Origin of the sequence: Stenotrophomonas sp. GD03819, assembly GCF_029841665.1 — a bacterium.
In the GTDB taxonomy this organism is placed as follows: domain Bacteria; phylum Pseudomonadota; class Gammaproteobacteria; order Xanthomonadales; family Xanthomonadaceae; genus Stenotrophomonas; species Stenotrophomonas geniculata.
The window spans coordinates 12899-25155 of sequence record NZ_JAOCEW010000040.1 but is presented as its reverse complement, the minus strand read 5'-3'; the positions used below and the strand labels follow the sequence as shown (position 1 = coordinate 25155).

At 68.8% G+C, this 12257-nt stretch carries 8 protein-coding genes; 4 read left to right on the top strand and 4 right to left on the bottom strand.

Annotated features, from left to right (window positions below; all coding sequences use genetic code 11):
* Positions 1-31: 31 nt before the first annotated feature.
* Positions 32-2440: an ATP-binding protein gene (locus N5D45_RS19250; protein ID WP_043397826.1), complete on the top strand. Its 2409-nt coding sequence runs from the start codon at positions 32-34 to the stop codon at positions 2438-2440.
* On the opposite strand, the gene N5D45_RS19245 is transcribed toward N5D45_RS19250, so the two are convergent.
* From N5D45_RS19245 to N5D45_RS19235, 3 genes are all read right to left on the bottom strand, one after another.
* The gene (locus N5D45_RS19245; RefSeq protein ID WP_010487309.1) at positions 2426-3871 is read right to left on the bottom strand and encodes an FAD-dependent oxidoreductase; all 1446 of its coding nucleotides are present in this window, start codon (positions 3869-3871) and stop codon (positions 2426-2428) included. The genes N5D45_RS19250 and N5D45_RS19245 overlap by 15 nt on opposite strands.
* Before the next feature lie 61 nt (positions 3872-3932).
* Positions 3933-8387, bottom strand: a complete 4455-nt coding sequence (gltB, locus tag N5D45_RS19240) for a glutamate synthase large subunit (RefSeq protein ID WP_279939474.1) — start codon at positions 8385-8387, stop codon at positions 3933-3935.
* Between the two features lie 174 nt (positions 8388-8561).
* Positions 8562-8951 (bottom strand): I78 family peptidase inhibitor, encoded by a 390-nt coding sequence (locus N5D45_RS19235; RefSeq protein ID WP_029380146.1) that lies wholly within the window; start codon positions 8949-8951, stop codon positions 8562-8564.
* Between the two features lie 111 nt (positions 8952-9062).
* On the opposite strand from N5D45_RS19235, the gene N5D45_RS19230 reads away from it, so the two are divergent.
* Positions 9063-10118, top strand: coding sequence for a DNA topoisomerase IB (locus N5D45_RS19230; protein WP_099559746.1), 1056 nt, complete (start codon positions 9063-9065; stop codon positions 10116-10118).
* On the opposite strand, the gene N5D45_RS19225 is transcribed toward N5D45_RS19230, so the two are convergent.
* Positions 10096-10404, bottom strand: coding sequence for a hypothetical protein (locus tag N5D45_RS19225; protein ID WP_049408932.1), 309 nt, complete (start codon positions 10402-10404; stop codon positions 10096-10098). The two genes, N5D45_RS19230 and N5D45_RS19225, sit on opposite strands and share 23 nt — an antisense overlap.
* A 195-nt stretch (positions 10405-10599) precedes the next feature.
* Here N5D45_RS19225 and N5D45_RS19220 point away from each other — a divergent pair, with 195 nt between their 5' ends.
* Positions 10600-11706 carry an SDR family oxidoreductase gene (locus N5D45_RS19220; RefSeq protein WP_053442331.1) on the top strand — a complete coding sequence of 369 codons (1107 nt, stop codon included), beginning with the start codon at positions 10600-10602 and terminating at the stop codon, positions 11704-11706.
* 68 nt (positions 11707-11774) lie between these two features.
* Positions 11775-12188: a hypothetical protein gene (locus tag N5D45_RS19215; protein WP_197657390.1), complete on the top strand. Its 414-nt coding sequence runs from the start codon at positions 11775-11777 to the stop codon at positions 12186-12188.
* Positions 12189-12257 lie beyond the last annotated feature (69 nt).

Here is a 12257-nt window from a genome sequence, read left to right as displayed (position 1 = left end):
TCCTTCCGCCCGCGAGATGAGGATGCCTACCGTGAATGTCGCCGGCTTCCCGGCAGCCATTGCTGTCATGGCCAGCCTGCTGCTGCCTGCCACGGCCTCCGCCACGGGCTGCAGGACACCGCTGCGCATCGCCTGGCCTTCCGACCGTGCACCCTTGTCGTCCAGCGAACAGGGTGAGGCACGGGGGCTCGGCGCGGTGTACCTGGAGCTGTTGGGCCGGCAACGGCCACTGCAGCTGCTGCCCGTGCCGGCCGCCAGCGTGGACCGGGATGAGCTGCCGGCCGGCACCCAGGCGCTGCTGGGGTGGCCACGCTCGCAGCTGCCCGCCGGGTGGGTGGCCAGCACGCCCTACCTGCAGCTGCCACAGGTGATCGTCCGCCGGGAGGGTACGCCGCCGGTGCTGGGCCTGGAAGATCTGCGTGGACGAACCGTGGCCAGCCCCAGCCGGATGCCGCTGCAGGGGCTGCTGGCCGAGCAGGCAGCGGGTGCACAGCTGCTGCCACCGGCAGCGCTGGACGATGCGCTCCCGCTGCTGGGCACCGGATTGATCGATGCGGTCGTCGCCAACCTCGGCGACGTCGAGGCCGCGTTGCGCCGCTACCAGGGCGATGCACTGCTGATCGCTGCGCCGGCCGGTTTCGATGATGCCCTGGTGCTGGCGACCACGCCCGCCTGCGCCGATGTCATCGTCGGCTTCGAGCACGCGCTGTCGCAGCTGACCGATACCGAGCGCGAACAGATCCGCGCGGACTGGCTGCCGGACCGGCCGCGTAATTCCCCGTCATCGTCGCCCCTGCGCTGGCTGGTGCCGGCCTCGTTGATCCTGCTCGCCCTGGCGCTGGTACATGCCTACGGTTACTGGCGGGTGCATCGCGAAAGCGTGCGCCGCCGAGTAGTGGAGCAGCGCCTGCAGGAGGTGACTGCGAACCTGCCGGCGGTGGTCTACCAGGCGCGTCGGTCGGCGGGCGGCCATTACAGCTTTCCGCAGATCGCCGGTGACGTGCAGGCCCTGTTCGGAATCAGCGTGGAGACCGCGCGGATCGATCACCAGCGGTTGTTGGCCGCGGTCCATCCGGATGACCGCAGCCAGGTGATGGCCTGTGTCGAGACGGCTGCATTGGCGCGTGGCCCGATCGACGTCACTTTCCGCACCCGTTCGCCACAAGGGTGGCGATGGGTGCGTTCGCATGGGCGGCCGTTGCCCTGCGACGACAGCGACGTCGAGTGGAGCGGCTATTGGATCGACGTCAGCGAAGTGCAGTCACGTACCCGCGCGCTGGCCGACGCGCGCCGCCAGGCCGAACAGGCAGCACAGGCCAAGGCGCACTTCCTGGCAACGATGAGCCACGAGATCCGCACCCCGATGAGCACCTTGCTGGGCATGCTCGAACGGCTGGCGGGCAGCAGGCTGGAGGCGCGCCAGCAGCAGGTGCTGGCCACGGTCGATGATGCCGCGCGGATGTTGCGGCAGATCCTCGACGATGTCCTGCACAGCCAGCGCCTGCAGGGCGCACCACTGCAGCTGCGGCCCATCGATCTGGCGGCACTGGTGCGCGCGGTGCAGCAACTGCTGATGCCGGTGGCCGCCAGCCGCGGCCTGCACCTGCAGGTGGTGCTGGATCCGGAGATGCAGCCGGGATCGCTGGCCGACGGCCTGCGCCTGCGCCAGATCCTGTTCAACCTGGCCGGCAACGCATTGAAGTTCACCCGGCAGGGCCACGTGGAACTGCAGGTGCAGGTACTGCAGCAGCGTGACGGCGGCCAGCGGCTGCGCCTGCAGGTGAGCGACAGCGGCGTGGGCATCAGCGAGGAACGCCAGCAGGCGGTGTTCGCCGCCTATACCCAGGCGGAGCGCTCGACCACACGGCGCTTCGGCGGCAGTGGGCTGGGCTTGGCGATCTGCCGCGAGCTGGCGACCTCGATGGGCGCGGAGCTGCAGCTGCGCAGCTCACCCGGGAAAGGCACCACGGTCTGGCTGGATCTGGACCTGGATGCCTGCGAGGCACCCGTGGCTGCACCTTCGGCGGCGGTTGCGGACGAGCGTCCATTGCCGGCGTCGCGCGTGCTGGTGGCTGAAGACCATCCCACCAACCTGCATCTGCTGGAGCAACGCCTGTGTGCGCTCGGGCTGCAGGTCCACGCCTGTACCGACGGACGGTCGGCGCTTGCAGCATGGCAGGCGCAGCCGTTCGAGCTGGTGATTACCGACTGCCACATGCCGGGCATGGACGGCTTTGCACTGGCGCGGGCGATCCGCGCCGATGCCTGCCCGGCGCGAGCGCAGGTGCCGATCATCGCGCTCACGGCCAGCGTGATGGAAAGCACCCGCGAAGCCTGTCGTGTGGCTGGCATCGACCACTTCCTGGCCAAGCCGGTGGAGCCGCACGTATTGCGGGCGCTGCTGGCGGTACTGCTGGTGCCGGACTCAGTGGGCCAGTAGCCGCACGATGCTGGCGGCGGCGTCGCGGCCCTCGGCCACGGCGGTCACTACCAGGTCGGCACCGCGCACTGCGTCACCACCGGCGAACAGGCGCGGATGCGCGGTCTGGAACGGCAGGCGGTCCTTGCCGCCGGCCACGATGCGGCCGTTGGACTGGCCTTCCACGCCATGCTCGGACAGCCATGCCGGCAAGGTCGGTGAGAAGCCGAAGGCGATGATCACCACGTCCGCTTCCAGCAGCGATTCGCTGCCCTCGATCGGCACCGCGTTCTGGCGGCCGTTGGCATCCGGTTCGCCCAGCCGGGTCTCGACCACGGTCACGCCGATCACTTCGTCATCAGCACCGGCCTCGATCGACAGCGGCTGGCGGTTGAACAGGAAGCGCACGCCTTCCTCGCGTGCATTGGCCACTTCGCGCGCGCTGCCGGGCATGTTCGCTTCGTCACGGCGGTAGGCGCAGGTGACCTTGGCTGCGCCCAGCCGCACGGCGCTGCGCACGCAGTCCATGCCGGTATCGCCGCCACCGAGCACCACCACGCGCTTGCCGTTGAGATCGGGCAGGGCGATGGTGTCTTCCCAGCCGGCGATCGGCCGGCCCTCAGGGTCATCGCCACTGACGATGCGGCTGTTCTGCACCAGGAACGGCAGCGCCGGCAGCACGCCCTTCAGGTCCTGGCCGTCCAAGCCGCCATCGGTGTAACGGTAGGCGCCGGTGCCGACGAACACGGCGTCGTGGCTGTCCAGCAGCTGCTGCACGCTGACATCGCGGCCGATCTCCACGCCGAGGCGGAACTGCACGCCCATGCCTTCGAGCACTTCGCGGCGGCGATGGATCACGTCCTTGTCCAGCTTGAAGCTGGGAATGCCGAACTGCAGCAGGCCGCCGATCTGTTCGTAGCGGTCGTAGACCACGGCGGTGATGCCAGCGCGTGCCAGGCGGTCGGCACAGGCCAGCCCGGCCGGGCCGGCGCCGATCACCGCCACGCTGTGGCCGGTCGGCTGCACCGCGCCCAGGTCCGGGCGCCAGCCGCTGGCCAGCGCGGTATCGACGATGTACTTCTCCACCGCGCCAATGGTCACCGCACCGAATTCTTCCAGCGTGCAGCTGCCTTCGCACAGCCGGTCCTGCGGGCACACCCGGCCGCACACTTCCGGCAGCGGATTGGTGCTGTGGCACAGCGTGGCCGCCTCGTGAATGCGGTTTTCCTGCACCAGCTGCAGCCACTGCGGAATGGCGTTGTGCACCGGGCACTTCCAGCTGCAGTAAGGATTGCCGCAGTCCAGGCAGCGGCCGGCCTGGTACTGGGCGTCTTCCTTGCCGAACTTGCCGTACAGCTCGCCCCAGTCGCCGGACGTGCGCAGTTCCACCGGAATGCGCTGCGGCATGGTGCGGGGCAGGTCGAGGAACTGGAAGGCGTGCTTGCGGCTCATGGCGGGCTCTGGAATGCGAGAGGGAACATTGCCGGCCAGCGGCCGGCACTACCGGAAAACATCACGCAGCGCGTCGCAGGGTTTCGGTCAGCGACTCGATGCTGGCGGCCTTCGGTTTGACCAGCCAGAACTTGCCGATGTAATCGCGGAACTCGTCCAGGATCTGCTGCGCCCAGATGCTGCCGGTCAGCTCGCGATGGCGGCCGATCAGGCGGTGCAGGTGCTGGCGGTAGTTCTCGAAGCCCTCAGCGGAGACGCGATGGATGTCGATCAGCTCGTGGTTGTAGCGATCGACGAAATCGCGGTCCACGTCCAGCACGTAGGCCAGGCCGCCGGTGAAGCCGGCGCCGAAGTTCAGGCCGACCTTGCCCAGCACCAGCACCACGCCATCAGTCATGTACTCGCAGCAGTGGTCACCGGCGCCTTCCACCACCGCCAGTGCGCCGGAATTGCGCACCGCGAAGCGTTCGCCCGCGCGGCCGGCGGCGAACAGCTCGCCCCCGGTGGCGCCATACAGGCAGGTGTTGCCGATGATCGCGGTGCTGCGTGCCTCGAAGCGGGCGCCACGTGGCGGGCGCACCACCAGGCGGCCACCGGCCATGCCCTTGCCGACGTAGTCGTTGGCTTCGCCTTCCACTTCCAGGTGCAGGCCACCGACGTTGAACGCGCCAAAGCTCTGCCCGGCGCTGCCGCGGAAGCGCAGTTCCAGCGGCGCCTCGGCCATGCCCTGGTTGCCGTGCGCGCGCGCCACTGCACCGGCCAGGCGGGTGCCGATGCTGCGGTCGGTGTTGTGGATCAGGAAGCGGCGTTCGCCGCCGCGCTTGTGCTCGATGGCCGGGGCCAGCAGGCCATCCATCTGCGTGGCCAGGCTGTCCGGCGATTCGTACAGCCGCTGCGCGGCGCAATGGCTGCCCTCGTAGCGGCTGTCGGCCAGCAGGCGTGACAGGTCCACGCGCACGCCATCACGGGGCGCTGCCTCGATCTGCCGCAGCAGGTCGGTGCGGCCGACGATCTCTTCCAGCGAACGCGCGCCCAGGTACGACAGCCAGCCGCGCACTTCTTCGGCCAGCAGGCGGAAGAAGTTCTCCACGCGCTCGGGCTGGCCGGTGAAGTGGTTCTCGCGCAGGCGTTCGTCCTGGGTGGCCACGCCGGTGGCGCAGTTGTTGAGATGGCAGATGCGCAGGTACTTGCAGCCCAGCACGATCATCGGCGCAGTGCCGAAGCCGAAGCTGTCGGCACCCAGCAGCGCGGCCTTGACCACGTCCAGGCCGGTCTTCAGGCCGCCGTCGGTCTGCAGCAGGGTGCGCCCGCGCAGGTCGTTGGCCAGCAGCGCCTGGTGCGCTTCGGCCACGCCCAGTTCCCACGGCACGCCGGCATAGCGGATCGAGCTGACCGGCGAGGCACCGGTGCCGCCGTCATGGCCGGAAATGGTGATCAGGTCCGCGCCGGCCTTGACCACGCCCGCGGCAATCGTGCCGACGCCGGCATGGCTGACCAGCTTCACCGAGACCAGCGCGGTTGGGTTGACCTGCTTGAGGTCGTAGATCAGCTGCGCCAGGTCTTCGATGGAATAGATGTCGTGGTGCGGCGGCGGCGAGATCAGGCCGATGCCTGGGCGTGCGTAGCGCAGCCGCGCGATCAGTTCGTTGACCTTGTGGCCGGGCAGCTGGCCGCCTTCGCCGGGCTTGGCGCCCTGCGCGACCTTGATCTGCAGCACCTCGGCGTTGACCAGGTACTCAGCGGTGACACCGAAGCGGCCCGAGGCTACCTGCTTGATCTTGCTGCGCTTTGCGGTGCCATAGCGGGCGGGATCCTCACCGCCTTCGCCGGAATTGCTGCGGCCACCGAGGCGGTTCATGGCAATGGCCAGCGCCTCGTGCGCTTCCGGCGACAGTGCGCCCAGGCTGATCGCAGCAGTATCGAAGCGCGGGAACAGGGTACTGGCCGGGGCGACCTCGTCCAGCGGCACGGGCGTGGCCGCTGGAACCAGTTCCAGCAGGTCGCGCAGCGCCGACGGCGGCCGTGCATGCACGGCATCGCAGTACTGCTGCCACGCACGCGGGTCACCGCTGCGCGCCGCGCGCTGCAGGGTGGTCACCACGTCCGGGTTGTACATGTGGTACTCGCCGCCGTGCACGTACTTCAGCAGGCCGCCAACATCCACGTCCTGCTGTGCGTCCCAGGCCTGCGCGCACAGCTCACGCGCGTCGGCGTCCAGGCGGGCGAAGCCGGCGCCGCCGATGCGCGAGGCGGTATCCGGGAAGCACAGGTCCACCACGTCCGGTTCCAGGCCGATGATCTCGAACAGCTGCGCGCCGCGGTAGCTGGCCACGGTGCAGATGCCCATCTTCGAGATGATCTTCGACAGGCCCTTGTAGACGCCCTTGCGGTAACGGCGGCCGATCTGCGACTGCTCACCGCCCTTGCTCAGCTTGAGGATGCCGCGGCGGCCCAGATCGAACAGGGTCTGGTAGGCCAGGTACGGATACACCGCGGTGGCGCCGAAGCCGAGCAGGCAGGCCATGTGGTGCGGGTCGCGCGCGGTGCCGGTCTCGACGATCAGGTTCACGTCGCAGCGCAGGCCCAGGCGCGAAAGGTGGTGGTGGATGGCGCTGGTGGCGAGCAGGGCATGCACCATCGGCCGCCCGGCCACCGGGTAGCGGTCGGACAGCAGCAGCATCACCATGCCGTCGCGTGCGGCCTGCTCGGCTTCGGCGCAGATGCGCTCGATGCCGGCACGCAGGCCCTCGTCTTCGCTGTAGGACAGGTCGAGCAGGCGATTGGCCTGCACGTACTGGTCCATCTTCAGCAGCTGGCGCAGCTTGCGCTGGCTCAGCACCGGCGAGTTGAGGATGACGTGGTTCACCGTCTCCGGGCCGGCATGGAAGATGTTGGTCTCCCTGCCGAGCTGGGTGGACAGGGACATCGCGCAGTCCTCGCGCAGCGGGTCGATCGGCGGGTTGGTGACCTGCGCGAAGGCCTGGCGGAAATAGTCGTACAGCGGTCGGCTGCGCTGGCTCAGCACCGCCATTGGCGTGTCGTCGCCCATCGAGCCGGTGGCTTCCTGCTCGGTCTCGGCCAGCGGCCGCAGCACCTGTTCCACTTCCTCGCTGCTGAGCTGGTACAGCTTGTGGTAGCTGCGCAGAGTGGCTTCGTCGAAGGGCTCTTCCACAAGCGAGGGGTCGATCAGTTCGGTCTGCAGGTAGGTCACGCCCTGCTGCAGCCACTGCTTGTACGGCGCGCGACCACGGTTGATGCGGTCCACCGCGTCGGAGTCGAGCAGGTCACCACGCTTGAGGTCGATGGCCACCATTTCGCCTGGGCCGAGCTTGCCCTTGCGCACCACACGCTCGGTCGGCACTTCCCACACGCCCGCTTCGGAGGCGACCAGGAAGTGGCGGTCGGCGGTCAGCATCCAGCGCGCCGGACGCAGGCCGTTGCGGTCGAGGGTACACACGGCGTAGCGGCTGTCGCAGGCGACGATGCCAGCCGGGCCGTCCCACGGCTCGCTGTTGAGGCCGTGGAATTCGTAGAACGCGGCCAGGTCCGGGTCCTTGAATTCCAGCGACTGCGTGGCCGGCGGCACCAGGATGCGCAGCGCCTGGATCAGTTCCATGCCACCGGCGACCATCAGCTCCAGCATGTTGTCCAGGCTCTGCGAGTCCGAACCATGCATGGAGATCACCGGATCGAACTCGGCGATGTCGAAGCGCGGCGTCTTCCACACCTTGCTGCGCGCCTGCGCCCAGCGCCGGTTGCCTTCGATGGTGTTGATCTCGCCGTTGTGGGCGAGCATCCGGAACGGGTGCGCCAGCGGCCAGCGCGGCAGCGTGTTGGTGGAGAAGCGCTGGTGGAACACGATCGCGCTGGAGGCCAGTTCGCGGCGCTGCAGGTCGGGGAAGAAGCGGCTGAGCTTGTCCGGCAGCACCATGCCCTTGTAGCTGATCGCATCCGGGGTGAGGGTGGTGACGTAGAAGTCGGCATGGTCGCGCAGCTGCTGTTCGCTGCGGCGACGGGCCAGGAACAGCGCCAGCGCGAAGCCGGCATCATCCTGGCCGACGCCAGCATCGACGAACACCTGCTCGATGCGTGGCAGGGTGTCCCGCGCCAGCTGGCCGCAGACGCTGTCGTCGGTGGGTACCTCGCGCCAGCCGGCGACCTTGCAGCCGACCGCTTCGATCTGCGCCTGCAGCTGCGTGCGGCAGGCGTGTGCAGCCTCGGCATCGTGCGGCAGGAACACCAGGCCGGCAGCGAAGCGCGCGGAGACCGCGATACCGGCTTCGCTGGCCAGCAGTTTCAGGAAGGCATCGGGGCGGCGCAGCAGCAGGCCACAGCCATCACCGGTCAGGCCATCGGCGGCGACACCGCCACGGTGGGTCATGCGCGAAAGCGCGGCGATGGCGGTGTCAACCAACAGGCGCGATGGTTGATCGTCGAGTTGGGCGACCATGCCAAATCCACAGGCATCGCGCTCGGAGCGCGGGTCGTAAAGCCCTTGGCGGTTGCGGGGGGCCATCTCTACCTCGATGCGTATAGGGTTGGCGGCGACACTCGTCCCCGCTCATTCCCTGGAGCGCATCGTGAGGCCACCGGATGCCTCGACTAGATCACAGGTTGCTGCAACGCCGCAATACACGGTTGCAGGTGCAACAGAACGCGCCGGCAACCCAGTGCCGGCGCGGGGCCGGAGTCAGCCGCAGCGCGCGCCGCTGACGGCGCCCTTGGCGTCCACTTCGATGTTCAGGCGGTCGCCGAGGAACTCCATCGTGGCCACGTCGTTGGGCTTCAGTACGCGCACCTGGCTGGCACCTGCATCTTCCTGTGCCTGTTTGCCCAGTGCATCGGTGTAGGCCTGGCCGACCAGGCTCTGCACCTGGCTGGCATCGCAGGTACCGACCGGCGGCGCCTCGGTGGCCTTGCCGGCTTCGTCGGCCGGCGCCTTGGCGGCTTCGGCGGCCTGCTGGGCATGGGCCGTGGCCGAATCCTGTTCATCCAGCGCCGGTGCCTGGCAGGCGGTCAGGGCCAGCACGGCCGGCAGCAACAGGGCGGAGAGCGAACGGGCGCGAATCGGGAACGACATCATGACTCCGGAAGGGGTTGTGAAGACCCGAGCATAGCGGCGAACCGGCCCTCACGTGTTTGTCTTGTGTTATCGACAGGATCGCGGCATGGCGACAGCGACACTACAGACATGCCAACCCCCTCCACCCCCGAACGACAGGCCGCGCGCGCGGCCGGCCTGCGCTATGTCGACGACACTCAGCCGGGCATCAGCCGGCGCCGCGCCGGCAAGGGTTTCAGCTACCGCGATGCTGATGGCCACGCGATACGCGATGCCACCACCCTGCAACGCATCCGCGCACTGGCGATTCCACCGGCCTACACTGCGGTGTGGATCTGCGCCCACGCCAACGGCCACCTGCAGGCCACCGGCCGCGATGCACGCGGGCGCAAGCAGTACCGCTACCACCCCGACTGGGCGAAGGAGCGCGATGCCGGCAAGTTCGACCGCATCATCGCCTTTGGCGAGGCCTTGCCCACGCTGCGGCGGCGGTTGTCGCGGGATCTGAAACGGCCGGGGTTCCCGAAGGAAAAAGTGCTGGCCATGGTGGTCGCGCTGTTGGCCGACACGCTGGTGCGGGTCGGCAATGAAACCTATGCGCAGCAGAACCGTTCGTTCGGTCTGACCACACTGCGCAACCGCCATCTGGAGCTGCTGCAGGGGGGCCGGGTGCGCATGCGCTTCCGCGGCAAGTCCGGGCAGCTGCAGGAGGTGACCGTGGGCGACCGCAGGCTGGGGCTGCTGGTGCGGCGCCTGCAGCAGTTGCCGGGGCAGGCGCTGTTCCAGTACCGCGATGACGACGGTGCGCTGCAGCCGGTGGATTCCGGCGCGGTGAACGACTACCTGCGCGAGGTGATGGGCGAGGACTTCACTGCCAAGGACTTCCGCACCTGGGGCGGCACGGTGGCGGCGGTGCAGGCGTTTGCCGCCACCGAGCTGCCGGAACCGGCCAGCCAGCGCGCGCTGGCGCAGGCGCAGCGCGCGGTGGTGTGCGAGGTGGCAGCGCTGCTGGGCAACACGCCTGCGGTGTGCCGCAAGGCCTACATCGACCCGTGCGTGTTTGCCGGCTGGGAGCGCGGTGAACTGGCGAAACTGGCCGGCCTGCGCGGGCCGCGCCAGTGGGAACAGGCCACCCTGCGCGTGCTGCGCAGGGCGCGCCGGCTCAGCCGCAGTAGATCGCGGTGATGTTGTTGGTGCGGCCCTTTTCGATGGTCAGGCGGTCGCCGCCTTCGTGCGCCGGTGGCACCCGCGGGCCGTCGTGGCGCAGCACCCGCACGTGCAGGCTGTCGCTGTCCACGCGTGCGCGGGCCACGGTGGCGTCCGAAGCGGCCAGGCCGAGTGCGCCGCGCACCATGTCGCTGTGGCACTGCCCGGAAATGACGCCGTCGATCGGCTGCACCTGCGCCATGGGCGTGCTGCTGCAGGCGGCAAGGGCAAAGCAGGCGGCGGCGGTGGCGATGGCATGTTTCATGGAGGCATTCCTTGTGTGATTGCGTGCAGGGTGCGACGTCAGACGTGGTGGCGGAATGAATGCCGTGCACATCGTGGACACGGCGCGCTCACCGCCGCCAACAGCGTGGGTGGAGACACTGCAGGATCGGCAAGGGCCGCCCCCGGTAGTGCCGGCCGCTGGCCGGCAGCCCCTTTCCCTCCCGAGGAGACCTGCATGGCCACCACCAAGAAAGCCCCCGTCCGCCGCAAAGCCTCGCCCAAGGTGCGCAAAGGCAGCACCGCAAGCAAGACTGTCGCCGCCCCCGATCGCCCGCGCGTGGTGAAGACTGCCACCCGCAAGGCGGCCGCCAGCGATCCACGCGCAGCGCGCGTCGCGGCCCGGCAGCGGCGCCTGCAGGATCAAGAAAAGGCCAAGGACGTGCGCGCGGCAAAAAAAGCAACGAAGAAGACCGCGACCCAGGCCGGTGCGCGCCGGCAACCGGAGGCGATGCCGGCGCAGCAGCTGGCCAAGCCTGGGCATGAACACGAACTGGAGCTGGCGCCGCGTTTCCTTGCACCGGACTACGCCGGCAGCGGCAAGCTGCAGGGGATGCGCGCGATCATCACCGGTGGCGATTCTGGTATCGGCCGTGCGGTGGCAGTACTGTTCGCCCGCGAAGGCGCCGATGTGGCGGTACTGCACCTGGACGAGGCCGAGGACGCGGACATCACCCGCCAGCACGTGGAGCGCGAAGGCGGCCGCTGCGTGGTGATCGCCGGTGACGTGCGCGATCCGCGCTTCTGCAACAAGGCGGTCAAGCAGGTGGCCAAGGCGTTCGGCGGCATCGACATCCTGGTCAACAACGCCGCGTTCCAGCTGCATTGCGAGCGGCTGGAAGACCTGGAAGACGCGCATCTGCAGGAAACCCTGCAGACCAACATCGGCGGTTACATCCAGATGGCGCGCGCGGTGCTACCGCACCTGGGCGAGGGTGCCAGCATCATCAATACAGGATCGGAAACGGGAATCTTCGGCAGCAAGGCGCTGATCGACTACTCGGCCACCAAGGGCGCGATCCATGCGTTCACCAAGGCGCTGGCCAGCCAGCTGCTGCCGCGTGGCATCCGGGTCAACTGCGTGGCGCCGGGCCCGGTGTGGACGCCGCTGAACCCGGCCGACAAGAAGGCGGAGGACGTCGCTGAGTTCGGCAAGGACAGCGACATGGGCCGGCCCGCGCAGCCCGAAGAGCTGTCGCCGGCCTACGTTTTCCTGGCCTCGCCAGCCTGTGCCAGCTATATCAGCGGGGTGATCCTGCCGGTGATGGGCGGGCCGCGCGGCTGACGCGGCGGCGGTGCCGGCCGCTGGCCGGCAGCTATCCTCGGCGCATGCGAACAGAGGATGGGGTGGGCATGGAGGGCACCGCTGAATACCTGTGGCTGCCGCCGGGCGCCACACCGCCCGAACGGGCCTGCTCCCCTTGCCGGGCCATTGTTGCTGTCGAAGCCGCCGTGGAGGCGGACTGGCAGGCGCCGATGAGCGATTGGCTGGTGCGCAGCGGTTGCCGCTACATGATGGCCTGGGGCATCGAGTGCAGCGGTTGGGATGATGCGGTGGACATGGCATCGCCGGAGGTCGAGTGCGCCGACTTCGTGATGACCACCTGGCATGATCGCGACACCCTGGCGGAGGTGTCGGCGTTCTGCGCCATTGCCCAGCACTCTACGCTGGAGCTGCCGCACACTCGGGTGTTGCATGTTGCTGGGGTGGCCGACCGGGCGCGAGTGCTTGCAGGTGTTCAGGGCGCTGTTGCAGCAGATGCGTAAAGATCGGCGATGCGCGGAATGAACCGCTGCGGTTGGCGCGTGGGAGCTGCATACTCGGCCCACCGGGCA